Origin of the sequence: Massilia timonae CCUG 45783, assembly GCF_000315425.1 — a bacterium.
In the GTDB taxonomy this organism is placed as follows: Bacteria; Pseudomonadota; Gammaproteobacteria; order Burkholderiales; family Burkholderiaceae_D; genus Telluria; species Telluria timonae.
Genome location: NZ_JH992923.1, coordinates 831,334 through 855,864, shown reverse-complemented (window position 1 = coordinate 855,864; position 24,531 = coordinate 831,334). Strand labels below are relative to the sequence as shown.

Here is a 24,531-nt window from a genome sequence, read left to right as displayed (position 1 = left end):
TATTTCCTCAGTGCGCCGGGCCGGGTCGGGGCTGGCCGCCAGGGCCCGGCACCATCTTGCCGTCCTTGTCCATGCCGGGCGGCACGCCCGTCTTCATCTGCTCGTACCACAGCTGGTGGTGGGCCTTGGCCCAGTTCTCGTCCACCGTGCCGTAGCGCATCGCCTCATAGGCGCCGGGCGTGCCCCAGGTGCCGATGTAGGCGTGGCCCATGGCGGCCGCCATGTACATCGCCGCCGCGCCCACATGCAGGACGTTCGCCACCTGCATCACGTAGCGGGTCTGGCCGACGGCGAAGTCGAGCACCAGGCCGGTGACCGACATGATCAGGCCCAGCAACGCGACACCACCCCAAAACCAGGTCTTTTCGCCCGCATTGAAGAAGCCGGCCGGAACGTGCTTGTGGCTGATCAGCCCCCCGCCCTGCTTGACCCATTGCCAGTCGGCGCGGTTGTAGAAGTTGCGCTTCAAGAAGGTGAAGAACATCAGGATCGAGCACAGGATGAACAGCGGCCCGACGAAGTTGTGCAGGTATTTCGAGATGATCGCCACCCAGGAGAACAGGTCGTGCCCCATCCACGGCAGCATGATCTTCTTGCCGTACATGATGATGATGCCGGTGATGCCGAGGGCGATGAAACTGAAGGCCGTGGCCCAGTGCACCTGGCGCTCCCAGCGGTTGAAGCGCTGCATCTTGCGCCCTGCCTCGGCCACCTGGTTGGCCGGGCCGATGGTCCGGTAGAACACGAAGATCGCCAGCGGCACCGCCAGCAGGATGAAGCCGGCGATGGTCGCCAGCGGCCCGTTGCGCAGGTGGCGCCAGGTATTGCCGCCGCGCTGGACGATGACGTTGCCCTCCTTGCTGCCGTACTGGCCCAGGTAGTGGCGGTCCATGTGCACGCGGCCCGATTCGGATTGCAGCAGGCCGGGGTCGGGCACCACTGAATCGGCCTCGATCTGCAGCATGGTCTGTTCTTCGGCATAGGCCGGCGTGGCGCGCTCGTTCTTGACGCCGGCCCAGCTGCTGGACAGCGCCAGCGTCGCCACCAGGAGCAGCATCGCGCGCAACACATTCAGATTCGCTCGCATGTCGTCTCCTCAGGGATTGGCCCGGTTGTATTCGTTCTGCTTGCCGTTGCGGTTCTCGACCGTGGCCCACCAGGCCAGCCGGTCGTTGTGGAAGCGGCGCTGGTAATGGCGGTCGTCCGGCTTGCCGGCGTACTCGCCCTTGAGCCATGGCGGGTGCTGGTCCACTTCGAGGCAGCCGGCCAGCAGCACTGCCGGCAGGATCAGCGCGCATGCTTTGAGGAGCTTCATGTCGGGAACCTCCCCGCATGGTTCTGCGAATCGCGCACGTCCTGGTTGACGCGCGGCGAGTCGCCCTCGGCCTTGTACTGGCCACCGCGTTTCGGCCTGCCGTAGGCGATCTTCCAGCCCCACAGCTGCGGGCCGTAGCCGCGCGTCTCGACCCGCTGGCGATAGATGTCGGCGATGACGTTGGCGTCCCCGCCCAGGAGCGCCTTGGTGCCGCACTGCTCGGCGCAGGCCGGCAGCTTGCCTTCGGCGATGCGGTTGCGGCCGTATTTCTTGAACTCGGCTTCCGAGGTGTCCGGTTCCGGGCCGCCGGCGCAGAAGGTGCACTTGTCCATCTTGCCGCGGTGGTTGAACAGGCCGGTCTCGGGGAATTGCGGCGCGCCGAACGGGCAGGCGTAATAGCAGTAGCCGCAGCCGATGCACTGGTCCTTGCTGTGCAGGACGATGCCGTCCTCGGTGTGGTAGATGCAGTTGGTCGGGCACACGGCCAGGCACGGCGCGTCGGTGCAGTGCATGCAGGCGACCGACACCGAACGCTCGCCCGGGATGCCGTCGTTGATCGTCACCACGCGGCGCCGGTTGATGCCCCAGGCCAGTTCGTGCTCGTTCTTGCAGGCGGTCACGCAGCCGTTGCAGTCGATGCAGCGCTCCGTGTCGCAGATAAACTTCATTCTTGCTGGCATAGTCAGTCTCCTGTCGGCTCGTCAGGCGCGCACCACGCGGCACAGCGACACCTTGGTTTCCTGCATCATGGTCACGGCGTCGTAGCCGTAGGTCCAGCCGGTGTTGATGGCTTCGCCGCGCACGATCGGCGCCCCATGCTCGGGATAGTGCCGTTCCAGGTCCTCGCCCATCCACCAGCCGCCGAAGTGGAACGGCGCCCACACCAGGCCCACTGGCACCCGCTCGGTGACCATCGCCATCATCTTCAGGCGCGCGCCGGTCGGGGTCTCGAGCCACACGTATTCGCCGAGCTTGGCGCCGATCTGGACCGCGTCGCGCGGATTGATCTCGACGAACATGTTTTGCTGCAGCTCGGCCAGCCAGGGGTTGGACCGGGTTTCCTCGCCGCCGCCCTCGTACTCGACCAGGCGGCCCGAGGTCATGATCAGCGGAAAGTCTTTCGAATAGTCGACCGCCTGCACCGATTTGTACAATGTCGGCAGGCGCCAGTGATTGGCCTTGTCGTCATAGGTCGGGTACTTGGCCACCAGGTCGCGTCGTGGCGAAGCCAGCGGTTCGCGGTGGACCGGCACCGGATCGGGGAAGTTCCAGACGTTGCAGCGCGCCCGCGCATTGCCGTACGGCGCGCAGCCGTGGGCGATGACGACCCGGATGATGCCGCCCGACAGGTCGGTCTTCCAGTTCTTGCCCTCGGCCATGGCCTGCTCGGCCGGGGTCAGCTCGGCCCACCAGCCCAGTTTTTTCAGGAACACGTGGTCGAACTCGGGGTAGCCGAAGTCCAGCTCGCTGTTCTTGTTGGTCGAGCCGTCGGCCGCCAGCAGGCTCGATCCATTGTGCTCGACGCCCCAGTTGGCGCGGAACGGCAGTCCGCCCTCGGCCACGCTCTTGCTCAGGTCATACAGGATCGGCGTGCCCGGATGCTTCATCTCCGGCGTGCCCCAGCATGGCCACGGCAAGCCGTAGTAGTCGCCCTTGCACGGGCCGGAATCGGCGCGCAGGGTGGTCGGGTTGAACGTGTGCTTGTTTTCCATGTGCAGCTTGAGCCGCTCGGGCGAGCAGCCCGTGTAGCCGATGGTCCAACACGAGCGGTTGATCTCGCGCAGGATATCCTCGACCACCGGCTCGTTGTGCACCACCTTGATGTTCTTGCACAGTTCCTCGGCGAAGCCGAGTTTTCGCGCGAACAGGTACATGATCTCGTGGTCGGTCTTGCATTCGAACAGCGGCTGGATGACCCGCTCGCGCCACTGGATCGAGCGGTTCGAGGCCGTGCACGAACCCTGGGTCTCGAACTGCGAGGCGGCCGGCAGCAGGTAGACGCCGTCGGTGCGGCCATGCATCGCCGCCGTCATGCTCGGATAGGGATCGATCACCACCATCATGTCGAGCTTTTGCATCGCCGCCTTCATGTCCGGCAGGCGGGTCTGGCTGTTCGGCGCGTGGCCCCAGTAGAACACGGCGCGCAGATTGCTCGGCTGGTCGATGAACTGGTTTTCTTCGTTGACCGCATCGAACCAGCGCGACACCGTGATGCCGGGCTTTTCCATCAGTTCCTTGGAGCCGAAGCGCGACTTGATCCATTCGTAGTCGACGCCCCAGACGTTGGCGAAGTGCTTCCAGGCGCCTTCGGCCAGGCCGTAGTAGCCGGGCAGCGAATCGCCGTTGGGGCCGACGTCGGTCGCGCCCTGCACGTTATCGTGGCCGCGGTAGATGTTGGCGCCGCCGCCGGGAATGCCGATATTTCCCAGCACCAGCTGCAGGATCGACAGCGCGCGCACATTGGCGGTGCCGACGTGGTGCTGGGTGATGCCCATGCACCAGACCACGGACGAGGGACGGTTGGTCGCCAGCATCTCGGCCGCCAGGCGCACCGCCGATTCCGGCACGCCGGTCACGTCCGACACCTTGTCGGGCGTCCATTTCATGACTTCGGCGCGCACGTCGTCCATGCCCCAGGTGCGCTCTTCGATGAATTTCTTGTCTTCCCAGCCGTTATTGAAGATGTGCCACAGGATGCCCCACACCAGCGGGATGTCGGTGCCCGGCCGCACGCGCACGTAGTGGTCGGCAAAGCGCGCCGTGCGGGTGAAGCGCGGATCGATGACGATCATCTTGGCGCCCAGCTCCTTGGCGTGCAGGAAGTGCAGCATCGAGATCGGGTGGGCCTCGGCCGGGTTGGAGCCGATGAACAGCACCGCCTTGCTGTAGTGCAGGTCATTGAACGAGTTCGTCATCGCCCCGTAGCCGAAGGTCTGGGCCACGCCGGCGACGGTGGTCGAGTGACAGATGCGGGCCTGGTGGTCGCAGTTGTTCGAGCCCCAGAACGACATGAACTTGCGCAGCAAATAGGCTTGCTCGTTATTGTGCTTGGAGCTGCCGATCAGCATCAGCGCATCCGGGCCGGCTTCCTTGCGCAAGTGCAGCAGCTTGTCGCCGATCTCGTCGATCGCCTGGTCCCAGGAGATGCGCTGGTATTTGCCGTTCACCAGCTTCATCGGATAGCGCAGGCGGTGCTCGCCGAAGGCGTGCTCGCGCACCGATGCGCCCTTGGCGCAGTGGGCGCCCATATTGATGGGCGAATCGAAGGCGGCCTCCTGCCGCACCCAGACGCCGTTGGCGACCACCGCGTCCACCGAACAGCCGACCGAGCAGTGACTGCACACGGTGCGTTTGACTTCGGTGGGCACCGGGGTGTTCGGCACCGGGTCGGCCTGGGCCGGCTCGATCACGTTCAGCGGCAGGTGGCGCGCCAGGGCGCCGGCGCCGGCGGCAACGCCGGCCCCGACCAGGAAGCGGCGCCGTTTCAGGGCGCTGTCGCGCGTAGACTTGACCAGTGACATGGGATTCCTCTGCTTGCCTACCAGTAGGCGGCGGTGGCGTAGTAGCGGCGGATGTGATCCGTCTCGTGGTAGCCGCGCTTGACCTTGGGGTCCGGCGCGGCCGGTGCGGCCTCAGGCGCCGCGCTGGCCGGGGCGGCGGCAGCGGCCACCACCAGCGCGCCCAGTGGAGCGGCCTTCAGGAAGCCGCGCCGCGCCGGGTCGGGCTGGCCCGGCGTCTGTCGATCATGCTTGCTCATCGGTTTCCTCTCCTACTGCGAAGCTTTCGGCCTCGATTGCCAGGAAGGCCTGCGCGAAACGCGCGACCAGGCGGTAATAGTTGGCGTCCTCGGCATTGGCGATGTCGTCCAGCGCGCGCATGCACCAGCCGCCGATGTGGGCCTCGAAGAACCGGCGCTGCACCGCCAGCGGCTGGCGCCGGATGCCGGGGGCGCCGGCGACCAGCACGCGCATGGTCTCGCACAGCGCGCCCAGGTGGTCCTCGAACTCGCCCCGGCCCCGCATGCGCGCCAGGCCAAGCCGCGCCAGGTCGTCGCGCAGCAGCGCCAGCGGCGTGTCGTTCATGTAGCCGGCCAGGTAGCGCGAGCCATACGGATCGACCGGCGGCGTGCCGATGCTGACGAACAGCGCGCTGAATTCATCGTGCACCACCTGGGCGTCCATCACGCCGGACGCCACGGTCAGGTGTTCCCACGCACGCTCCAGCGCCGGATCGCCGCCTTCGGCCAAAATAGGATCGCTGGACGCAAGCGCTTCCAGCAGCGCCGCGTCGGGCGCCGCCAGCAGCAGGCGCGAGAGCAAGGCGTAGAGGTCGGCCCTGGCCTGGTCTTCGCCGCTGGGCGACATGGCAGGCGCAGAGACCGCGACGAAGGCGGTGTTGACGGACGTGCTCGCACTTGTAGATGACACTGTCGATCACTCCAGTTGTTCAATTTGTATCGCCAGTGTAGACGCCGATTCACATTGAGCGCGCACAGTTGCGCCTAGCGCATTCCGGCGGCATGCATGACGATTCTTATGAGAAATGCGACGAGCGACAGGGTGACGACACCACCGAGCCACAGCAGCGCCATCCACCCCAGCCGGCGCAGCCATTCGCGGCGCGCCGCCATCAGTGATACCCCGCGTCATGCTTGACCTTGCCACGGAATACCCAGTACGACCACCCCGTGTACATCAGGATGATGGGCAGGATGAACAGCGTGCCGACCAGGGCGAAACCCTGGCTCTGCGGCGGCGAGGCGGCTTCCCAGATCGTGATCGCGGGCGGCACCACGTGCGGCCAGATGCTGATCGCCATGCCGCTGTAGCCGAGGAAGATCAGCGCCAGCGCCAGCACGAAGGGCTGGCGGAACGGCTGCCGGGCCAGTGAGCGCAGCAGCAGCGCCATGCACAGCACGACCAGGATCGGCACCGGCGCCAGGAAGGCGATATTGGGGAAGGTGAACCAGCGCTCGGCCACCGCCGCGAAGCGCAGCGGGGTCCAGATGCTGACCGCGACGATGGCCCCCAGCAGCAGCCAGGCGAAGGGCCGCGCGACCTGGATCATGCGCGCCTGCAGCTCGCCCTCGGTCTTCATCACCAGCCAGGTGGCGCCCAGCAAGGTGTAGGCGATCATCACGCCGATGCCGGCCAGCAGCGGGAACGGCGCGACCCAGTCGAGCGGCCCGCCGGCGAAGCTGCGGCCCGAGACCGTGATGCCGTCCAAAAAGCCGCCCAGGGTCACGCCCTGGAAGAAGGCCGCCGCCACCGAGCCGCCGATGAATGCCTTGTCCCACAGGTGGCGCTCGTGCTCCTTGGCCTTGAAGCGGAACTCGAAGGCCACCCCGCGAAACACCAGGCCGATGAGCATGAAGATCAGCGGCAGGTAGAGCCCCGAGAGGATGATCGCGTAGGCCACCGGGAAGGCCGCCAGCAGCCCCTCCCCGCCCAGCACCAGCCAGGTCTCGTTGCCGTCCCACACCGGCGCGACCGAATTCATCATGGTGTCGCGGTCGCGCTTCTTCGGCGTGAACGGGAACAGCATGCCGATGCCCAGGTCGAAGCCGTCCAGCAGCACGTACATGAAGACGGAAAAAAAGATGATCAGGATCCAGATGACGGATGTGTCGATGCCCATGGTGTCAGCTCCGCGTCGGTGGGTTGCCGCCGTCGCGGTCAGCGCCGTGGTCGGGATTGTCGTCGATATTGCCCTCGATGCTGTCGTCGTTGTCGACGTTGGCCGCCGACAGCGGCCGCATCGGCGTGCGCCCTTCGCCCGGCCCGCCTTCGGGCGGCTTGTTCAGGGCGAAGTGCTGCGGCCCCTTGTTGATGAGGCGCAGCAGGTAGACGGTGCCGGCGCCGAACACGAAGACGTAGGCCACGACGAACATCGCCAGCGTCACGGCCATCGTGGTGATGCTGTGCGGCGAGACCGCATCGGCGGTGCGCAGCACGCCGTAGATCACCCACGGCTGGCGGCCGACCTCGGTCGTGATCCAGCCGGCCAGGATGGCGATCAGGCCGGCCGGCCCCATCAGCAAGGCGAAGCGCAGGAACAGGCGCTTGCCGTAGATCCGCCCTCCCCGCCTGAGCCACAGGCTCCAGGCCCCGAGGGCGATCATCAACAGGCCCAGGCCGACCATGACCCGGAAACTCCAGAACACGATCAGGGAATTGGGGCGGTCTTCGCGCGGGAACTCCTTCAGTCCCGGGAACTGGCCGCTCAGCGTATGGGTGAGGATGATGCTGCCCAGGTAGGGAATCTCGACCGCGTAACGCGTCTCTTCGCGCTCCATGTCGGGAATGCCGAACAGGATCAGCGGCACCGCCTCGCCCGGCGTGTTTTCCCAGTGCCCCTCCATCGCCGCCAGCTTGGCCGGCTGGTGCTTCAGCGTATTGAGGCCATGGAAGTCGCCGATCACGGCCTGGATCGGCGCCACCAGCAGGATCATCCACATCGCCATCGACAGCATCTTGCGCACGTTCTTGTTGTCGCGTCCGCGCAGCAGGTGCCAGGCGGCCGAGGCGCCAACGATCAGGGCCGTGGCCAGGTAGGCCGCCACCACCATGTGCATCAGGCGATAGGGAAACGAGGGATTGAAGATGATGGCCAGCCAGTCGACCGGGATCATGCGCCCGCCCTCGATGGCATAGCCCTGCGGCGTCTGCATCCAGCTGTTGGCGCCCAGGATCCAGGTCGACGAGATCAGGGTGCCGATGGCCACCATGCAGGTGGCGAGGAAGTGCAGCTGCGGCCCCACCCGGTTCCAGCCGAACAGCATCACGCCCAGGAAGCCGGCCTCCAGGAAGAAGGCGGTCAGCACCTCGTAGGTGAGCAGCGGGCCCATGACGCTGCCGGCGAATTCGGACAGGTAGCTCCAGTTGGTGCCGATCTGGTAGGCCATCACGATGCCCGACACCACGCCCATGCCGAAGGCGACGGCGAAGATCTTGAGCCAGAAGTGGTACAGGTCGACGTAGACCTGGCGCCCGGTCTTGAGCCAGCACGCCTCGAGCACGGCCAGGTAGCTGGCCATGCCGATTGTGATCGCGGGGAAGATGATGTGGAAGGAAATCGTGAAGGCAAACTGGATGCGCGCCAGTTCCAGGGCTGTAAGACCAAGCATGCAAACTCCCCCGTATCGATGGCGCCAAGTAGATCACGACATCGGCCTCGCACGATTGGCCATATCATTTTTATCATTGTTGAGTGGTTTTTGAACACATGCCGACCGGTTCGCAACAAAAGTTCATGAAAACTTCCCAATTTGGTGCAAATTTCGAGCTTGCCGGCCGGAATGCTCAGCCAAGGGGTCTATAATTTGCGGTGTACCGAACAAAGCGACCATCCCTCATGAGCCAGCCCCTGTCCCGGCAAGCAGAGCCGCCCCTGAACATCCACGCGCTCAAGTCCTGCGCCCAGTGCAGCATGCACCAGCTGTGTCTGCCGATGGGCCTGGAAGACGCCGAGATCGACCGCCTGGACAAGATCATCGGCCGCCGTCGCCGCCTGGAGCGCGACGAGCGCCTGTACGGCGTGGGCGAGTCGTTCCGCAACCTGTACGCGGTGCGCTTCGGCCACTTCAAGACCTACCAGGTGAACGCCGCCGGCGAGGCCCAGATCACCGGCTTCCAGATGGCCGGCGAGCTGCTGGGCATGGACGCGATCAGCGGCACCCACCATTGCGATGCGGTGGCGCTGGAAGACTCGGAAGTGTGCGAGATCCCGTTCGCGCGCCTGGAAGACCTGTTCGGCGAAGTGCCGACGCTGCTGCGCCACTTCCACCGCATCATGAGCCAGGAAATCACGCGCGAGCAGAACGTCATGCTCCTGCTCGGCAATATGCGCGCCGAGCAGCGCTTCGCCGTATTCCTGGTCAACCTGTCGGCGCGCTACGCCGCGCGCGGCTATGCGGCCAACCGCTTCCAGCTGCGCATGTCGCGCGAAGACATCGGCAACTACCTGGGCCTGACCATCGAAAGCATCAGCCGCCTGCTGTCGCGTTTCAAGAAGCAGGGCTGGCTCGAGGTCGACAAGCGCGAAGTCACCCTGCTCGATCCGGTCAAGCTGAAGGCGCTGGCGGCCGGGACCGACGCCTGCAGCCCGATGGCGTAAAGCCCATGACGCCCCAGCCCGCGTGCGACCTGCACCTGCGCAGCTACGACCGCGTGCACTGGGGCGACCGCCATGACTTCGCCCAGCTGGTGCTCCCGGTGCACGGTGAAGTCGTGCTCGACATCGAAGAGCGGCGCGGCCGGCTCGATCCCCTGCATGGCGCGCTGGTGGCGCCCGGCGCCTGGCATGCGCAGTCGAGCCCGGGCGCCAACGGCTCCCTGATCGTCGACGTCGACGGCGCCGCCTTCGGCAGTGGCCCGTGGCAGCGCCTGCTGGAACGGCCCTTCGTCACGCTCGGCCCCGCGGCGCGCAAGCTGGTCGAGTTCATGGGGGTGATGGCGCGCGATGCCGCGCCAACCCACGCGCCGCCCCGCTCGCTGGTGCAGGGCTGGGTGCCGCTGTTGCTCGACACCCTGAGTCTGGACGCGCCGCGCGCCACCTCGCGACTGGCCGCCCTGCTGGCGCGCATCGAGGCCGCGCCCGGCCTGGCCTGGAGCACCGAGTCGATGGCGCGCGCCGCCAACCTGAGCGTCAGCCGCCTGCACGCGCTGTTTCGCGAAGAGCTGGACAGCACGCCGCATGCCTGGCTGCTGCGCTGCCGCCTGGATTGCGCCCGCAGCCTGTTGACGCACAGCGCGCGCAGCGTGGCCGACATCGCCCTCGCCTGCGGCTTTTCGGACCAGGCCAGCCTGACGCGGGCGATGCGTCGGGTACTCGACACCACGCCCGGCGCCTGCCGGCGTGCGGGTCAGGAGAAACCGCCAACACCGCGGTAGTCCCGGCCAAGACCGGACCCACGTCCGGATCCGAGAATCTCTTCAAAGGAGATTCATCATGTACATCGCTACTGGCGCGGGCGGGCTGTCCCGCTCCACCCTGCTCGGCATCGGCGCCGGCATCGCCGCCGGCGCGCTCTGGGGCCTGGTCTTCCTGGCGCCGGAACTGGCGCCGGGATTCCTGCCGATCCAGCTCTCGGCCGGGCGCTACCTGGCCTATGGCCTGGTCGCCGCCATCCTGATCGCCCCGGCCTGGGGACGGCTGCGCCGCCATCTCGGCTGGCCGGCCTGGCGCAGCCTGATCTGGCTCAGCCTCACCGGCAACATCGTCTACTACCTGTTCCTCGCCAACGCGGTCCAGTTGGGCGGCGTGGCCATGGCCTCGATCGTGATCGGGCTGCTGCCGATCGCGGTCACCCTGGTCGGTTCGCGCGACCGTCACGCGGTGCCGCTGCGCCGCCTGCTGCCGTCGCTGCTGCTGAGCGGCGCCGGCCTGGCCTGCATCGGCTGGGAGTCGCTGTCGGCGTCCGGCCCCGGCTCGGCCGCCGGACTGGCATGCGCCTTCGGCGCGCTGGTGTCATGGACCCTCTTCGCGGTGCACAACAGCCGCTGGCTGGCGCGCATCGAGGGGATCTCGCCGCATGAATGGAACCTGCTGGTGGGCGTGGTCACCGGGCTGATGGCCCTGGCGCTGGCGATGCCGGCCTTCGTGCTGGCGCCGGGCGCGCACACGCTGCCGGCCTGGATGCAGTTCGGCGCCCTGGTCACCACGGTCGCCATCCTGTGCTCGGTGGTCGGCAACGCCCTGTGGAACCATGCCAGCCGCGCGCTGCCCCTGAGCCTGATGGGCCAGATGATCGTGTTCGAGACCATCTTCGCGGCCTTGTACGGCTTCTTGTGGGAGGCGCGCTGGCCGAGCGGGTTCGAGACCGCCGCCCTGGCGTTGCTGGTCGCGGGCGTGGTCTCGTGCGCGTCGGCGCACCGGGGCGCGCACTGATCCTGTCGGCGCAGCGTTGACACTGCGGCGACCTCAGCGCCGCACCGACAGCCCGAACGCCAGGCTCAGGTCGGGCGTATGTCGATTCAACCCATGCACCACCATCGCATCGACCTGGCAGTTCCTGTTCAGGCGCCAGCTGACGCCGGCGTCGACCTGCATCCGGTCGCCGCCATGCGATGCGGACGCGATCTGCGGCGCCGCCACTTCAAGGAATCCCTGGACCCGTTCAGTGAATTTCTTGCCCAGCGACGCCGCCAGGATGCCGTAGTGGTAGCGCGCGCCGTCATCGTCCACATCGGCTCCGGCGCCTGGCGTCACGGCCAATGACCAGCCTTTCGGCAGATCCCACTCGGCCGCCAGCACCAGCTGCGGCAGCACACCCTTGACCCGCAGCGCCGAACTGCCGCTCGGCAGCGCCATGGCGCCGATCAGACCCAGGGCAGGATAGACGCCCTCCCCGTCGGCAAAGCGCCACTTGAATCCGATCGACGTGGCGTTCCAGCCCGCCGTCGTGGTGCGCGCCCGCGTGGCCGGATCGAGCTCGTGCTCGATGCTGCGGCCATCGGTCTCGATGCGCAGTTCGGTCGTGTCGCCCAGGCCGATACGCAGCAGCGCCGGCGTGCTCAAGGTGCGCAGGTGCAGGTCGTCGTTGCGCTGGCGATCCCAGTTGACGCCGATCTCGAGCTGCAGGCGGCCATCACCGACCACCTGGCTGGAATTGGCGACGTTGGGGCGGTCGGGATTGATGACATCGCCGTCGTCGGCGTGGGCGAACTGGGCGCTGCAAGCGAGCACCAGGAGCGCTGCCTGACGGCGCGGGCATGTAAGGGTCGCTGGAAACATCATGCGGTCGGATAAACGAGGTTGGACATGGTTATGCGAAGGTCGAGCCGGCGCCAGTTGCCGCATCACGGCAGCCAGCGGGCGGCGCGCAGCCGCTCGATGGCGCTGACGATCGACGCGCCGGGCTCCACCGCTTCGGTAAAACCGGCGCGCCGGATCTTGCCCATGTCGGACACCATGTCGAACTCGGTATTGAACACGAAGTCGCCGAACCACCAGCCGACCTGCTTCTCGTAAGGCATCGACTGCAGGCCGTGGCGCTGCACGATGCGCTCCCACGCCGGCGCCTTCAACGGCATTTGCCTGGCCAGCGAGAACGGCTGCGGCGGTCCCACCTCCATGTCGAAGGCCGCCGCGACCTGGCGCCATACGCGCTCCCAGCGGAACGGCTCGTTGACCAGGTTGAAGGCTTCGCCGCGCGCCGCCGGATCGAGCGCGGCCCAGACGCTGGCGCGCGCCATCCAGTCGGCATCGGTGGTCTGGGCCAGCACGCCCGAGTACACCTTGTCCGTACCCGGGAAGCGCAGCGGCGCGCCGGCGTCCTTGCTGAGCGCGGCGAACATGCCCATCACCATCGCGATATTCATCGGATTGCCGGCAATGTCGCCCACCACCACGTCGGGCCGCAGGATCGACCATTCGACCTCGCCGGCGGCGGCGCGCTCGCGCAGCAGGTCTTCCTGGGCATAATAGAAGTTGGGCGTCATGTGGCGCGGGTCGTCCTCGTAGAACGGCGCCTGGGCATGGCCGAGGTGCACGCCATACACCTTGGCGCCCTGATAGTGCACCACGCGCTGCAGCGGGGCGCCGACCGCCTTCAAGCCGTCGAGCAGGTTGCGCAGCATGCCGCCGTTGATCCGCTCCTCGTCGAGCAGGTCGGTCCCGCCCTTGAGCGCGGCGTAGAACACGTGGGTCGTGTCGCGCGCCGCTTCCAGGGCGCTGGCGGTGGCCTGGGCGTCGGTCAGGTCGACCTTGATGCTCTCGACGCCGTCCACGAAAGTGCGGGGCAAGGCCCGCACCCGCCATTCCGGCCGTCCGTGCAGCTCGCGTACGACCGCATTGCCGATGATGCCGCTGGCGCCGACGACCAATGCGCTATACCTGGTGCTCATCCATCTCTCCTCATGAAAACTGACTGGCGCAAGGATACCCGTTCCGTGCGTCCAGCGTCGTCCCGTGCCACGGATGCGCCGCTCGCCGGAGGCATGGCCAAGGTAGCGCCAGCCGCCCTGCGCAGGGGCGTGTCGCGCTACCTCGGCCTTTTCGCATGACCCGGGCGCCGCGCGACAGTATGATCGGCCGCGTTCGACCAACCGTCCACGAAAACCGCCATGCAACCACGTCGCCCCCTCGTCATCCTGCTTTCCGCCCTGCTGCTCGCGACCGCCACGCACGTGGCCGGCGCCTCGATCCTGCCGGACGTCCCCGACATCCAGGCCGTCACCGACTACCGGCCGAAGATCCCGCTGCGCGTCTACACCGCCGACAAGGTGCTGATCGGCGAATTCGGCGCCGAGCGGCGCGAGTTCGTCTCGGTGGCCAAGATGCCGGCGCTGCTCAAATCGGCCGTGCTGGCGATCGAGGACACCCGCTTCTACGAGCACGGCGGCGTCGACTGGATCCGCGCGCTCGGCGCGGCCAAGGCCAATCTCGCCGACTTCGGCAGCCAGGGCGCGTCCACCATCACGATGCAGGTCGCGCGCAACTTCTTCCTGTCGCGCGACAAGACGCTGCCGCGCAAGCTGACCGAGGTTGCCCTGGCTTATAAAATCGAGAAGGCGCTCTCCAAGGACCAGATCCTCGAGGTCTACCTGAACCAGATCTATCTCGGCCAGCGCGCCTACGGCTTCGCCAGCGCGGCGCGCACGTACTTCGGCAAACCGCTGCCGGACCTGACCCTGGCCGAGATCGCGATGCTGGCCGGCCTGCCGCAGAACCCGTCCAGCAGCAATCCGGTGTCGAATCCGCAGGCGGCCCGCAAGCGCCAGCAGGTCGTCCTCAAGCGCATGCGCGAACTGGCGCTGATCACCGAGCCCCAGTACCGGCGCGCCCTGGCCGAACGCCTGCAGGTGCGCAGCGATGGCGCCACCCTGAATCCGCGCGCCGCCTGGGTCGCCGAGATCGCGCGCCAGGCGGTCCATGCCCGCTTCGGCCAGGCGGCCTACGAACGCGGCATCACGGTCACCACCACCATCGTGGCCGCCGAACAGGATGCGGCCCACGAATCGGTGCGCCGCAACGTGCTCGCCTACGACCGCCGCCACGGCTACCGCGGCCCGGAGGCGCGTATCGCGCTGCCGGCCGGCGCCGAAGAAAGAAAGGACGCGATCGCCGCCGCCCTGCAGAAACGTCCGTTTGTTGCCGGCTTGGCGCCGGCGGTGGTCGTCGCCGCGTCGCCCAGGCGGGTGCGCGCCCTGCTCGCCAACGGCGACGCTGTCGAGGTCACCGGCCCGGGCCTGGCCTTCGCCGCCGGCGCCCTGTCGAGCAAGGCCAAGGCCGCGATGAAACTGGCGCCCGGCGCCGTCATCCGGCTGGCCAGGGCCACCGACGGCTCTCCATCGATCGCCCAGCTGCCCGAGGTTGCCGCCGCCTTCGTCGCGCTCGACACCGAAACCGGCGCCTACCGCGCGCTGGTCGGCGGCTTCGATCACTCAATCCACAAGTTCAACCACGTGACCCAGGCCTGGCGCCAGCCGGGATCGAGCATCAAGCCCTTCGTCTATTCCGCCGGCCTGGAACGCGGCTTCTTCCCCGGCACGCAGATCCTCGACGAGCCGCTCGACTTCAGCGCCGAGAAGGCCTATGCCAACTGGTCGCCGCGCAACGACGACAATGTGTTCGAGGGCCCGGTCACGGTGCGCCATGCGCTGTCGCGCTCGCGCAACGTGCCCACCGTGCGCATGCTGCGCGCGCTGGACGTCGACTACGCCCGCGCACACCTGGCGCGCTTCGGCTTCGACGCCGCGCGCCAGCCGCGCAACCTGACGCTCGGCCTGGGCACGGGCGCCGTCACGCCGCTGCAGATGGCCGGCGCCTACGCGGTGCTGGCCAACGGCGGCTACCGCGTGGAACCGTGGCTGATCGCGCGCATCCAGGATGGCGACGGCAAGGTCGTGTTCGCGCATGCGGCGCCGCCGCCGCGCCAGGAAAGCGCCCGGGTGCTGGACGAGCGCAACGCCTTCATCGTCGACAGCATGCTGCGCGACGTCACCCGCGTCGGCACCGCGGCGGCGGCCTCGCGTCAGCTGCAAAGGGCCGACCTGGCCGGCAAGACCGGCACCACCAGCAATGCGGTCGACGGCTGGTTCGCCGGCTACGGCGGCCAGGTGGCGGCGGTGGCCTGGATGGGTTACGACGAACCGCGCTCGCTCGGCGGCCGCGAGTTCGGCTCGACCCTGGCGCTGCCGATGTGGGTCGACTTCATGCGCGTCGCGCTGGCCAGGACGCCGCAGCACGAACCGCTGCCGCCGGAAGGCGTGGCGCGCGCCGGCGGCGACTGGGTATATGCCGAATATGCGGAACAGGAACACGTGCCGGAGGGTGCCGACGGCTTCGAGACGCTGATCGGCACGCTCTCTTCCAGCGCCGAAGAGCCGCCGCGCTGATCAGATCTCGATCAGCAGCTCGGGGCGAAAAGCCTCCTGCTCGCCCTTGCTCAGGTAGCCGAGCGGATTGGCCACCACCCGGCACGACCATGAATGCGCGCCGTCGCGGCCTTCGACCACGTAGTCGTTCAGGCAGTGCAGGTGGCCGTGCATCCACAGCTGCGCGTGCTTGAACAGGTCGTCGAGCGTGTTGCAGAAGCCCGCCGTGCCGGGCGTGAGGCCATAGCGCGGGTCGGCGCTCATCAGGCTCGGGGCGAAATGGGTGACCACCGCCGTCTTGCCCTCGAACGGCGTGGCCAGCGCCGCGCGCAGCCAGGCCTGGCAGTCGAGCGACATGGCGCGGATGCCTTCGGCCAGCACCTGCTCGCCATTCTTCAGGGTCGTGTTCTTGCTCAGGTAGTAGTTCGCCGCGCGGAACGCCTTGTTACGCTGCTGCATCTGCCTGGTGAGGTCGGCGTCGCGCAGCGCCAGGGCGTCGAAGTCGCTCCACAAGGTGGTGCCGATGAAGCGCACGTGATCGATGACGACGATCTCGCGATCGAGCCAGACGATGCCGAGCCGCTCACAGGTGGCGCGCAGCCGCGCATGGGTGGCGTCGTGGTCGAGCGAATCGAATTCGTGGTTGCCGGGAATGAACAGCACCCGCTTGCCTGCCAGCGCCGGCAATGCGGGAGAGAAGCGCTCAAGTCCGAAATCCTGGGTTTCCAGGCGCGAGCCGGCCTGGTAGGAACCGATGTCGCCGGCCAGCACCACGACGTCGGCGTCCGGCAGGATGAGCGGCTGGAAGCCGGGATAGCGTTCGAGGTGCAGGTCGGAGAAAAGCTGGATGCGCATGGGCGCCGAGTATAACGCAGGCGCCGCCCTTCTTCAGCTTGCGCTTGCGCCCAACCCCGCGCCGAACCCCGCCCCCAGGCGCGCGATCTCGACCGAGCCGCGCTCGTCGAAGACCGGGCAATCCTGGACCATGCGCACGACGGCATTGAAATCCGCCGCCTCGATCACCGAGTAGCCCGACAGCGAGCTGCTGGACAGCTTGGGGCCGATCAGGCGGCTCGGGATCTCGACGCTGTCCTGCGTCAGGCTGCCCGGATCGAGCAAGGCCGGGCCCAGGGCGCCGAACCAGGCGCGCCAGCGATCTTCCTGGCGCTCGCCCGGCTCCGATGCGCCGCGATAGATGATCAGGAATCGTTCCATGTCGTCCCCCATGAAGGTGGGCTCAACATAGCAGAAGCGGGCCGGCGCTGACGCACGGCTGACCCGCACCGCTGGCCCGCCCCATGGTCCGCTAGCCGATCAGAAGCGCACGTTCGCCGTCAGGCTGGCCGAGCGCGGAGTCCCCGGCGTATAGCGGTAACCGCTCTTGTTGATGGCCGCGACATACTTTTCGTCGCCGATGTTGTACACGTTCAGGCGCAGGTCGACGTGCTTGCTGACCTTGTAGCCGACCATGGCGTCGAACACCCAGTACGATTCGGTGTACAGCGGGGTGCCGATCGCGCCGTCGGTGCCGCGCGCCAGCTTGTCGGAAAAACGCGCGCCGCCGCCGATGCGCAGGCCCCACGGCAGGTCATACGAGGTCCAGGCGGTGAACGATCGCTTTGGTTGATAGGTCAGGCTGTTCTCGCCGGCGGCGGTGACGTTGCGGCCGCGCTCCACGCTGGTGTCCATGTACAGGTAGCCGGCGCTGAGCAGCCAGTGCGGCGCCAGTTCGCCGGTCGCGCCCAGCTCCACACCCTGCACCCGCTTCTCGCCGGTCTGGTACCACTGCTGGTCGACCGGATCCTGCTCGACCTCGTTCTCGACCTCGGTGCGAAACAGCGCGGCCGACAGCGACAGCTTGGATTTCAGCAGGTCGAGCTTGCCGCCTACTTCGGTGGTGACCGTCTTTTGCGGATCGTAGATCGGATTCTGGGCGCTGTTGGCGTTGCCCGACACGGTGAAGCTGCCGCCCGGCGGCTGCTTGGAACTGGCCACCATCGCATATACGCTACTGTTGGCGGTCGGCTTGTACAGCGCCGACAGCTTGCCGTTGACCAGGTTATCGCCGACCTTGAAGCGGGTCGAAGTCAGCACGTTATTGGTCAATGCCACCACCGAATAATCTCCGCGGAAGTGGTCGAGGCGCACGCCGCCATTGAAGATCCAGCGTTCGCCGACCTTGACGGTGTCGAACACGTACACGCTCTGGGTGTCGACCTCGCCCTCGTTGTAGGCGCCGGTGCGGCGCACGTCGACCGGCGTGGTCGGCGCCTGGTTCGGGTCGGGATGGTAGATGTTCGCGGGCGGCAGCGTGCCCAGGCCCGTCAAGCCCCAGGTGGTCTGGCGTTCGCTGGTGATTTCGAGGCCCGTCACCAGGGTGTGCGACACGGCGCCGGTGTCGAACTGGCTGGTCAGCGTCGTGACGTTGGTGAGGATCTTGTTTTCCTGGTCCTTGCCGGTGCGGATGCTGCGCGCCAGGGTCCAGGTACTCGGGTCGGCCTCGACCGGCGTGGCGAGGTTGGCGGCGCTGGTGAGGAAGGCGGTGAGCAGGTAGTCCTGGCTGGTCTTGCCGTAGCGGCTCGTGTTCTGCAGCTTCATGGTCGGCGAGAAGTCGTGCTCGATGCGCACGGTGGCCATGTCGGCCTTCACGTCGTCGTAATCATCGACCGAGCCGTAGAAGTTCTTGGGGTCGACCTTCGGGGCGTCGGCGACCCAGGGTTTGGCGCGGTCCGGGCTGGTGTAGCCCGGCAGGCCGATCACGTACACGCCGCCGTCGGGGATGTTGTTCTGGTCGACGTGCAGGTAGTCCAGGTGCACCCGGGTGGGGCCGTTCAGGCCGAAGCCGATGCTCGGCGCCACCGCCCAGCGCTTGTTCTCGACCACGTCGCGCGCGGCGCTGCCCGAATCCTGGGCCAGCACGTTCAGGCGCACGGCGATGCCGCGCTGTTCGTCCAGCACCTTGTTGGCATCCAGCGTGATGCGTTTCTGCTCGCCGCTGCCGCCAGTGATCGCGGTGGTCACCAGGTCGGTGAGATTCGCCTTCTTGGTCACCAGGTTGACCGAGCCGGTCGGCGCACTGCGGCCGTTGTCGGTGCCGGCCGGGCCTTTCAGCACGTCGATCTGCTCCAGGTTGAACACGTCGCGCGAGATCGAGCCGACGTCGCGCACGCCGTCGACGTAGATGCTGCCGGACGTATCGAAGCCGCGCATGAAGATCGCGTCGCCGGTATTCGTGTTGCCGTTCTCGCCCAGGAAGAAGGCGCCGACGCCGGGGGTGTTGCGCAGCGCCTCGGTCAGGGTCAGGGCGCCCTGCTGCTCGAACAGCTCCTTCTTGATCACCTGCACGGTCTGGGCGGTGTCGACCAGGCGCTCGGTGTACTTGGGCGACGAGGCGTTCTCGGCGCGGAAGGGGTTCTCGTAGTTGCCGACGACTTCGACGGTCGATTGCGGAGCGACGGTGGCAGGCGCTGCAGTGGCGGTGGCAGCGGTGGCGGCGGTGGCGTCGGCGGCGGCGTGCGCGCCGAGCGGCAGCAGCGCCGCGGCCAGTGCGGTGCCCGCGAGCTGGCTGCGGGTGATGGGGTGCTTGCGGCTTTTTATTGCTTTCATGGCGAGGCGGTCTCTCTCAGAAGTGATATTTGATGAAACAGTGCAACTAAAACAATGATTCTACCGAGAACGTCAATACATGTAAACGATAATCATTATCATTTGTGTTCGCACCACACACTTGACCGGGTTCGCCTGGGCCGTTTGCCAGTAGCAGAAAGCAAACGTCCCCGCTCATGGCGGGGACGTTGTCCAACCGTTGGGCATGCGGCGCTCGCCGCATGCCGGCCGGCGTCAAGCCTTCTTCTGCTGCGCGATCCAGTTGTCGACCAGCTCGCCCAGCACGTCGAGCGGCACCGAGCCGGCGCCCAGCACCAGGTCGTGGAAGGCCGGCAGCGAGTACTTGTCGCCCAGTTCCTTCTGCGCCTTCTCGCGCAATTCCAGGATGCGCAGCATGCCGATCATGTAGGCATTGGCCTGGCCCGGCCACACGACGTAGCGCTCGGTTTCCTGGGCGCCCATGCCGTAGTCGATCGCCTGCTGGCGGGTCCAGCCCTTGGTGTGCAGGCCGGTGTCGGCCACCAGGCGGCGGGCGCGGAACAGCTCCGAACCCAGCGCGCCCAGAAGGCCCGGGACGTCGTCCTTGTACCAGCCCTGCTCCACCGCCAGGCGCTCGGTATACAGCGCCCAGCCTTCCGAGTGGGCGCTGCCGCCGCTGAAGATGCGCTGGCTGCGGAACTTCGGCAGGTCGCTCATCTCTTGCTGGATGGCGAGCTGGAAGTGGTGGCCCGGCACCGCCTCATGGTAGGCCAGGCTGCGCATGCGGATCATGTCGAAGGTCGGGCCGCGCAGCGGCACCCAGAAGATACCCGGACGGCTGCCGTCCGGCGCCGGCAGGGTGTAGTGGGCGGCGGCCGACGGCTCGGTCAGGGGCGGCACGCGGCGCACGTCGACCGGCGCGCGCGGCTTGAGGTTGAACAGCGAGGCGCTCCTGCGCTCGGCGTCGCGCACCATCTCGTTGTAGCTGGCGATGATCGCCGGACGCGGATCGCCCTCGCCCTTCGGCTGGAAGCGCGCATCGAGCTGCTTCATGCGGGTTTCGATATTGCCGTCGGCCAGGCCGAGCGAGCGCAGGTGCTTGTCCATCTCGGCTTCGATGCGCGCCACTTCGCGCAGGCCGATCGTGTGGATCTCGTCGGCCGTGAGCTGGGTGCTGGTGAAGTTCTCGATCGCGCGCTTGTAGGCGGCGGCGCCGTTCGGCAGGCGCGAGATGCCGGCAACAATGCCGGTCTTCGGGTGGATCTCGGCCATGAAGGCCTGCACGCGGGTGTAGGAAGGACGGATCTTCTGCTCGACGATGCCGGTCGCGCGCGCGATGGCGGCGCTGCGCGCCTCCGGCGACAGGTCCTTCATCTCGGCGGTGCGCTGGGCCAGCGTGGTCACCAGCACGTTGTCAGAGGCGGCCGGCTTGAGGAAGTGGTCGACCTGGAACTGGGCGCGCTCCAGGATGAAGCGCGGAGGAATCATCTGCTTGCTTGCCGCGCCCTTGGCGCGCGCCAGCGCCTCGTCGAGACGGACCGCCACCTGGTCCAGGCGCGCCAGGTAGCTGTCGACGTCGGCCGCGTTGCGCATCGGGTGGGTGTTGGTCATGAAGTTGACCAGGCCGATCTGCGGACCGCTGAACTGCGAGAACACGAAGGCGTGGTCTTCGAACGGCTCGTTGGCGATCACGTTCTGCAGCGACCAGCGCATCACCGCCGCCGAGATCTTCTGGGTCTCGTTCAGGGGCTGCGACTTGAAGCCGTCCAGGCGCTTGACGCCTTCGCGCGCCATCGCGACGGACTTCTGGCGGTGCGCCGCGCTCAAGGGGGTCAGTTCGCGGTCCAGCCTGGCCTGCTCGGCGCCGCTGAAGTACTGGGTCGAGGTCGCCAGTTGCGGGCTCAGGCGCACCCAGTCCTCGGCAAACTTGTCGCTCCAGGCGTCGAAGGCCTTGTAGGGGGCGACGGCGGCGGCCTGGGTGGCGGCCGGCGCAGCCACCGCTGGCAGCGACACGCCGGCGAGCATGGCGGGGATGAACAGGGCGGCGATGGTGGCGCGCAGGCTGCGCTGGCGGGTCGATGGCATCTCGGGTGTCTTCCTTGTGGTTGATTATCTGCGGCGGGTAGCAATTGCCGCCAAGGAATCTAACATGGAAGTAAACAGATCGACAACGCCGGTGTTGTCGCGCGGCGTACGTACGGCGTCTTACATCCGGTCGCAATTTACTCTCACTGCATGACAGCTCGCGGCTACGATCACGACTGGACCAGACGAAAGGAGCGGGCATGACGGCAGGCAGGCATGGAAAGTGGAGCAGCGCCATCGCAATGGCGTCGGGGGCGTTGCTGATCTTGCCGAACGCACTGGCGCAGGCGCCTGCCATGCGGGATCCGATCCCGGCGCAAACCGCGCGCGCCGTCGTGCAGCAGACCATCCAGCTGGTCGAGTCCGAAGGCCTGTACCCGCGCAAGCGGGACGAATACGCGAGCGCCAAGGCGCGGCTGCTGGCGGCGCTCGACGATGCGGGAGCGCAGGTCGATCGCCAGTCGCTGTGGCAGCAGGTGAACGCGCTGCTTGCCACCCTCGACGCCGATGGCCACTCGTCCATCCGGGCGCCGTCGAGCGGGCGCCGGGTCCAGCAAGGCCTGGCGAACGCACGCGCGCAAGGGACGGCGTCGTCCTTCGCGCTGGTCCTGACCGCGCACGGCCAGGTGCTGCACTGGACGCCGCCCCAGAGCATGGGCGACCTGCAGACCGAAGCGCCGCTCTTCCTGCAGCGCTTCCACGCGGACTATGCGACGACGCCGGGGACGGACAAGGCCTGCGCCCTCGTGATCGACCTGAGCGCCCAGCTCGGCGGGAACGCCTGGCCGCCTTTCATCGCCATGCATCCGCTGTTCGGCCCGGCCAATGCGGCGGCCTTGGTCGCACGCGACGGCGCGCGCACGGCCTTCGTCAAGCCGCTGCAACTGCGCGAGATGGAAACCCTATACGGGGGGCGCGCGGACAATCCGCTGCAGCGCTTCGCCGGCGCGCCGCTGGCCGTCTTCGTCGACCAGCGCACCAGCAGCGCCGGGGAAATGCTGCTGGTCGCCCTGATGGGAGAGGGCCCGCGCACGCGCACCTTCGGCCAGACCTCGTTCGGGGCGACGACCGCCAATGTCGCGCACCGGATGGCGGACGGCTCCATGCTGGCGCTGACGACGTCGCGCTACGCGGTCGGCGACGCGCCTGTCATCCGCGGCGGCATCGCGCCCGAGGTTCCGACGAGGCCGGGAGAATCGGCGAGGGAGACGCTGCTGCATGCTGCGACATGGGCGGCCCAGTCCTCGCCGCTCTGCCGTCACTGAGGGCGGTCGACGTCACCTTGCGCGGCGGCGATCATCCGCTCCTTGAGTTCGATCTCGCCGCAGTAATACAGCACGGCCGCGCCAAGGCAGGCCAGCACTTTCCACCCCAGCAGCAGGCTGCCGACGCACACCACCGCTGCCCCCAGCGCGAGCCGGATCGCGAAAGTGCGGCGCGCCATGCCGAACACCACGCGGCTGTATGGACGCTGGTGGAAGAACACCACGAACAGCAGCCAGTAGGGAATCGCATACACGAAGTACAGCAGCGCGCCGATGCCGAGCGCAAAGCCGACCAGGGGCACGCGAAACGCCAGCATCCCCAGGACGCCGATCGCCAGCCAGTACAACGACAAGTTCCGGTACCGCACTTGCACTCCCGATGAATCGCATTGGGCGGCATCTTACCTCACGACCATCTCGGGGCAGGTGCGCGCTCCGTATAATGCCGGCTTGGCCTCCACGAAGAAAGCGACCACACCGCATGCAGCACATCCGGGACAAGCTCGAAAACAAGCAGATCGGCATCTATTTCGCGACGGTGGCGTTGGCCGCGCTGGCAGCGCTGGCGCTGCCGGGGACCACGGCCCTGAAGCCCGCGGTCAACCCTGCCCTGGCCTTCATGCTGTTCGTGACCTTCCTGCAGGTGCCGCTGGCCGAACTGGGACGCGCCTTTACCCACACGCGCTTCCTGGGCGCGCTGCTGGTGACCAACTTCGCCGTGATCCCGTTGCTGGTCGCCGGCCTGCTGCCCTTCGTGCCAGGCGATCCGCTGATTCGGCTGGGAGTCCTGCTGGTGCTGCTGGCGCCCTGCATCGACTACGTGGTCACCTTTTCCCACCTCGGCCGCGCCGATGCGCGCCTGCTGCTGGCGGCGACGCCCGTCCTGCTGGTCGCCCAGATGCTGATGCTGCCGCTGTACCTGCGCATCCTGCTCGGCGATGATGCGGCCGGCCTGGTCCAGCCTGGCCCCTTCATCGACGCTTTCGTGTGGCTGATCGCCGCGCCGTTGCTATTGGCGGTCGCGCTGCAGCTCTGGGCCGCACGCAGCCAGGCCGGCGCACGTGCGTCGACAATCCTTGGCCTGCTGCCGGTGCCGGCCACGGCGCTGGTGCTGTTCATCGTGGTGGCGTCGGTGCTTCCGCAGCTCGGCCAGGCGCTCGATGCGGCGCTGCGGGTGGCGCCCGTCTATGCCGCCTTCGCGCTGCTGGCCCCGCCCGCCGGCTGGCTGGTGGCGCGCCTGTTCCGACTCGCTGCGCCCGCCGGCCGCGCGGTCGCCTTCAGCGGCGCCACCCGCAACTCGCTGGTGGTACTGCCGCTGGCGCTGGCCGTGCCGGGCGCGGTGCCGCTGCTGCCGGCGATCATCGTGACGCAGACGCTGGTCGAGCTGATCGCGGAGCTGGTCTACGTGCGCCTCATCGCGCGTCTGGGCTAGCGTCGGCCTCGATTATCAAGAGCGCCTGCTTCGCCGGACTCCAGCTGCGCGCCAGGCGCCAGTCGCGCGCCGCGCCCTCCACCACCACCTGCCAGTGGGTCGCCTCCAGGATCGGCAGCGTGGCCGAGAAGCGGCCCTGCGCATCGGGCAGCGCCTCCAGCGCCAGGTCGCGCTCCGGCAGGGTCGGATGCGCCAGCCGGATGTGGAATGGCGCCACCACCGGCTGGCCGCCGCTGGCCAGGCGTCCGTTCAGGCGCCCCGCCTGCGCATCGTGGCTGGCCTCGAAGGAAAGCAGCAGCTCGGTGGCGACGCGGTCGCGCCGCAAGTCCTGGTTGATGGCCTTGCCCTGCTTGTAGTAGTCGGCCACCACCATCGCGTCCGGCTGCTGCGCGCCGAGCCAGGCCGAGACGCCGGTGGCGATCATCACGGCCACCGGACCGATCATCAGGAACCACGGCCAGCGGTGCCTGTACCACGGCGCCGCCTGCTGCGGGAAGTTGGGGTTGGTCGCTTGCATATCCTTCTCCTTGC

23 protein-coding genes are annotated in these 24,531 nt (G+C 67.6%); 6 read left to right on the top strand and 17 right to left on the bottom strand.

The window, feature by feature from the left end; genetic code table 11:
- Nucleotides 1-7: 7 nt before the first annotated feature.
- The 9 genes from HMPREF9710_RS13750 to HMPREF9710_RS13715 all read right to left on the bottom strand — a co-directional run bounded on the left by HMPREF9710_RS13750 (nt 8) and on the right by HMPREF9710_RS13715 (nt 8,441).
- A complete protein-coding gene (locus HMPREF9710_RS13750; RefSeq protein ID WP_005667252.1) occupies nt 8-1,087 on the bottom strand; it encodes a formate dehydrogenase subunit gamma in 1,080 nt (359 codons plus the stop codon).
- Nucleotides 1,088-1,096: 9 nt separating this feature from the next.
- Entirely contained in the window at nt 1,097-1,315 is a 219-nt protein-coding gene (locus HMPREF9710_RS13745) for a hypothetical protein (protein ID WP_005667249.1), read from the bottom strand.
- Nucleotides 1,312-1,983: a formate dehydrogenase FDH3 subunit beta gene (gene fdh3B / locus HMPREF9710_RS13740; RefSeq protein ID WP_040776255.1), complete on the bottom strand. Its 672-nt coding sequence runs from the start codon at nt 1,981-1,983 to the stop codon at nt 1,312-1,314. The genes HMPREF9710_RS13745 and fdh3B overlap by 4 nt, the downstream gene beginning before the upstream one ends.
- A gap of 33 nt (nt 1,984-2,016) precedes the next feature.
- Entirely contained in the window at nt 2,017-4,836 is a 2,820-nt protein-coding gene (locus HMPREF9710_RS13735) for a formate dehydrogenase subunit alpha (RefSeq protein WP_005667245.1), read from the bottom strand.
- A gap of 17 nt (nt 4,837-4,853) precedes the next feature.
- Nucleotides 4,854-5,072, bottom strand: coding sequence for a formate dehydrogenase region TAT target (locus tag HMPREF9710_RS13730; protein ID WP_005667244.1), 219 nt, complete (start codon nt 5,070-5,072; stop codon nt 4,854-4,856).
- Entirely contained in the window at nt 5,059-5,742 is a 684-nt protein-coding gene (locus tag HMPREF9710_RS13725; protein WP_005667242.1) for a TorD/DmsD family molecular chaperone, read from the bottom strand. Before HMPREF9710_RS13725 ends, HMPREF9710_RS13730 begins: the two co-directional genes overlap by 14 nt.
- A 74-nt stretch (nt 5,743-5,816) precedes the next feature.
- On the bottom strand, nt 5,817-5,945 hold the full coding sequence (locus HMPREF9710_RS27155; protein ID WP_005667240.1) for a DUF2474 domain-containing protein: 129 nt from the start codon (nt 5,943-5,945) through the stop codon (nt 5,817-5,819).
- A complete protein-coding gene (gene cydB / locus HMPREF9710_RS13720) occupies nt 5,945-6,952 on the bottom strand; it encodes a cytochrome d ubiquinol oxidase subunit II (protein ID WP_005667239.1) in 1,008 nt (335 codons plus the stop codon). The genes HMPREF9710_RS27155 and cydB overlap by 1 nt, the downstream gene beginning before the upstream one ends.
- A 4-nt stretch (nt 6,953-6,956) precedes the next feature.
- Complete coding sequence (locus HMPREF9710_RS13715) at nt 6,957-8,441, bottom strand: cytochrome ubiquinol oxidase subunit I (protein ID WP_005667238.1); 1,485 nt, start codon at nt 8,439-8,441, stop codon at nt 6,957-6,959.
- A 227-nt stretch (nt 8,442-8,668) separates the two neighbouring features.
- Between HMPREF9710_RS13715 and fnr the strand changes: the two genes are divergently transcribed.
- From fnr to HMPREF9710_RS13700, 3 genes are read left to right on the top strand one after another with little or no spacing between them, the layout of a single operon-like run.
- Entirely contained in the window at nt 8,669-9,430 is a 762-nt protein-coding gene (fnr, locus tag HMPREF9710_RS13710) for a fumarate/nitrate reduction transcriptional regulator Fnr (RefSeq protein ID WP_005667237.1), read from the top strand.
- A gap of 5 nt (nt 9,431-9,435) precedes the next feature.
- Nucleotides 9,436-10,206, top strand: a complete 771-nt coding sequence (locus HMPREF9710_RS13705; protein ID WP_005667235.1) for a helix-turn-helix domain-containing protein — start codon at nt 9,436-9,438, stop codon at nt 10,204-10,206.
- 58 nt (nt 10,207-10,264) lie between these two features.
- Nucleotides 10,265-11,203, top strand: a complete 939-nt coding sequence (locus HMPREF9710_RS13700; protein ID WP_005667233.1) for a DMT family transporter — start codon at nt 10,265-10,267, stop codon at nt 11,201-11,203.
- Between the two features lie 33 nt (nt 11,204-11,236).
- Here the strand turns inward: HMPREF9710_RS13700 and HMPREF9710_RS13695 are convergent, their stop codons facing one another.
- Both HMPREF9710_RS13695 and HMPREF9710_RS13690 read right to left on the bottom strand, forming a co-directional pair.
- Nucleotides 11,237-12,001, bottom strand: coding sequence for a transporter (locus HMPREF9710_RS13695; RefSeq protein ID WP_051205082.1), 765 nt, complete (start codon nt 11,999-12,001; stop codon nt 11,237-11,239).
- A 113-nt stretch (nt 12,002-12,114) separates the two neighbouring features.
- Complete coding sequence (locus tag HMPREF9710_RS13690) at nt 12,115-13,161, bottom strand: SDR family oxidoreductase (RefSeq protein WP_005667229.1); 1,047 nt, start codon at nt 13,159-13,161, stop codon at nt 12,115-12,117.
- Nucleotides 13,162-13,380: 219 nt separating this feature from the next.
- Between HMPREF9710_RS13690 and HMPREF9710_RS13685 the strand changes: the two genes are divergently transcribed.
- Nucleotides 13,381-15,654 carry a penicillin-binding protein 1A gene (locus tag HMPREF9710_RS13685; RefSeq protein WP_005667228.1) on the top strand — a complete coding sequence of 758 codons (2,274 nt, stop codon included), beginning with the start codon at nt 13,381-13,383 and terminating at the stop codon, nt 15,652-15,654.
- Here the strand turns inward: HMPREF9710_RS13685 and HMPREF9710_RS13680 are convergent, their stop codons facing one another.
- From HMPREF9710_RS13680 to HMPREF9710_RS13665, 4 genes are all read right to left on the bottom strand, one after another.
- Entirely contained in the window at nt 15,655-16,488 is an 834-nt protein-coding gene (locus HMPREF9710_RS13680; RefSeq protein ID WP_005667226.1) for a metallophosphoesterase, read from the bottom strand.
- A 33-nt stretch (nt 16,489-16,521) separates the two neighbouring features.
- Nucleotides 16,522-16,848, bottom strand: a complete 327-nt coding sequence (locus HMPREF9710_RS13675; protein ID WP_157225570.1) for a YciI family protein — start codon at nt 16,846-16,848, stop codon at nt 16,522-16,524.
- Between the two features lie 99 nt (nt 16,849-16,947).
- Nucleotides 16,948-19,239 (bottom strand): catecholate siderophore receptor Fiu, encoded by a 2,292-nt coding sequence (locus HMPREF9710_RS13670; protein ID WP_005667224.1) that lies wholly within the window; start codon nt 19,237-19,239, stop codon nt 16,948-16,950.
- A gap of 234 nt (nt 19,240-19,473) precedes the next feature.
- Complete coding sequence (locus tag HMPREF9710_RS13665; protein ID WP_005667222.1) at nt 19,474-21,303, bottom strand: DUF885 domain-containing protein; 1,830 nt, start codon at nt 21,301-21,303, stop codon at nt 19,474-19,476.
- 200 nt (nt 21,304-21,503) lie between these two features.
- Between HMPREF9710_RS13665 and HMPREF9710_RS13660 the strand changes: the two genes are divergently transcribed.
- Nucleotides 21,504-22,568 (top strand): S41 family peptidase, encoded by a 1,065-nt coding sequence (locus HMPREF9710_RS13660; protein ID WP_005667220.1) that lies wholly within the window; start codon nt 21,504-21,506, stop codon nt 22,566-22,568.
- Here HMPREF9710_RS13660 and HMPREF9710_RS13655 read toward each other — a convergent pair.
- Nucleotides 22,562-22,921 carry a hypothetical protein gene (locus HMPREF9710_RS13655; protein ID WP_157225569.1) on the bottom strand — a complete coding sequence of 120 codons (360 nt, stop codon included), beginning with the start codon at nt 22,919-22,921 and terminating at the stop codon, nt 22,562-22,564. The genes HMPREF9710_RS13660 and HMPREF9710_RS13655 overlap by 7 nt on opposite strands.
- A gap of 128 nt (nt 22,922-23,049) precedes the next feature.
- Between HMPREF9710_RS13655 and HMPREF9710_RS13650 the strand changes: the two genes are divergently transcribed.
- Nucleotides 23,050-24,000: an arsenic resistance protein gene (locus tag HMPREF9710_RS13650; RefSeq protein WP_005667217.1), complete on the top strand. Its 951-nt coding sequence runs from the start codon at nt 23,050-23,052 to the stop codon at nt 23,998-24,000.
- On the opposite strand, the gene HMPREF9710_RS13645 is transcribed toward HMPREF9710_RS13650, so the two are convergent.
- Nucleotides 23,981-24,517 (bottom strand): FixH family protein, encoded by a 537-nt coding sequence (locus HMPREF9710_RS13645; RefSeq protein WP_040776672.1) that lies wholly within the window; start codon nt 24,515-24,517, stop codon nt 23,981-23,983. The genes HMPREF9710_RS13650 and HMPREF9710_RS13645 overlap by 20 nt on opposite strands.
- Between the last annotated feature and the right edge of the window lie 14 nt (nt 24,518-24,531).

Excerpts from the sequence above, each read along its gene's own strand:
- HMPREF9710_RS13675 (WP_157225570.1), bottom strand. The coding sequence starts at position 16,848 with ATGGAACGATTCCTGATCATCTATCGCGGCGCATCGGAGCCGGGCGAG.
- HMPREF9710_RS13750 (WP_005667252.1), bottom strand. The coding sequence starts at position 1,087 with ATGCGAGCGAATCTGAATGTGTTGCGCGCGATGCTGCTCCTGGTGGCG.
- HMPREF9710_RS13650 (WP_005667217.1), top strand. The coding sequence starts at position 23,050 with ATGCAGCACATCCGGGACAAGCTCGAAAACAAGCAGATCGGCATCTAT.
- HMPREF9710_RS13735 (WP_005667245.1), bottom strand. The coding sequence starts at position 4,836 with ATGTCACTGGTCAAGTCTACGCGCGACAGCGCCCTGAAACGGCGCCGC.
- HMPREF9710_RS13715 (WP_005667238.1), bottom strand. The coding sequence starts at position 8,441 with ATGCTTGGTCTTACAGCCCTGGAACTGGCGCGCATCCAGTTTGCCTTC.
- cydB (WP_005667239.1), bottom strand. The coding sequence starts at position 6,952 with ATGGGCATCGACACATCCGTCATCTGGATCCTGATCATCTTTTTTTCC.
- HMPREF9710_RS13730 (WP_005667244.1), bottom strand. The coding sequence starts at position 5,072 with ATGAGCAAGCATGATCGACAGACGCCGGGCCAGCCCGACCCGGCGCGG.
- HMPREF9710_RS27155 (WP_005667240.1), bottom strand. The coding sequence starts at position 5,945 with ATGGCGGCGCGCCGCGAATGGCTGCGCCGGCTGGGGTGGATGGCGCTG.
- HMPREF9710_RS13665 (WP_005667222.1), bottom strand. The coding sequence starts at position 21,303 with ATGCCATCGACCCGCCAGCGCAGCCTGCGCGCCACCATCGCCGCCCTG.
- HMPREF9710_RS13670 (WP_005667224.1), bottom strand. The coding sequence starts at position 19,239 with ATGAAAGCAATAAAAAGCCGCAAGCACCCCATCACCCGCAGCCAGCTC.
- HMPREF9710_RS13690 (WP_005667229.1), bottom strand. The coding sequence starts at position 13,161 with ATGAGCACCAGGTATAGCGCATTGGTCGTCGGCGCCAGCGGCATCATC.
- HMPREF9710_RS13685 (WP_005667228.1), top strand. The coding sequence starts at position 13,381 with ATGCAACCACGTCGCCCCCTCGTCATCCTGCTTTCCGCCCTGCTGCTC.
- HMPREF9710_RS13745 (WP_005667249.1), bottom strand. The coding sequence starts at position 1,315 with ATGAAGCTCCTCAAAGCATGCGCGCTGATCCTGCCGGCAGTGCTGCTG.
- HMPREF9710_RS13660 (WP_005667220.1), top strand. The coding sequence starts at position 21,504 with ATGACGGCAGGCAGGCATGGAAAGTGGAGCAGCGCCATCGCAATGGCG.
- HMPREF9710_RS13680 (WP_005667226.1), bottom strand. The coding sequence starts at position 16,488 with ATGCGCATCCAGCTTTTCTCCGACCTGCACCTCGAACGCTATCCCGGC.
- HMPREF9710_RS13700 (WP_005667233.1), top strand. The coding sequence starts at position 10,265 with ATGTACATCGCTACTGGCGCGGGCGGGCTGTCCCGCTCCACCCTGCTC.
- fdh3B (WP_040776255.1), bottom strand. The coding sequence starts at position 1,983 with ATGAAGTTTATCTGCGACACGGAGCGCTGCATCGACTGCAACGGCTGC.
- HMPREF9710_RS13645 (WP_040776672.1), bottom strand. The coding sequence starts at position 24,517 with ATGCAAGCGACCAACCCCAACTTCCCGCAGCAGGCGGCGCCGTGGTAC.
- HMPREF9710_RS13705 (WP_005667235.1), top strand. The coding sequence starts at position 9,436 with ATGACGCCCCAGCCCGCGTGCGACCTGCACCTGCGCAGCTACGACCGC.
- fnr (WP_005667237.1), top strand. The coding sequence starts at position 8,669 with ATGAGCCAGCCCCTGTCCCGGCAAGCAGAGCCGCCCCTGAACATCCAC.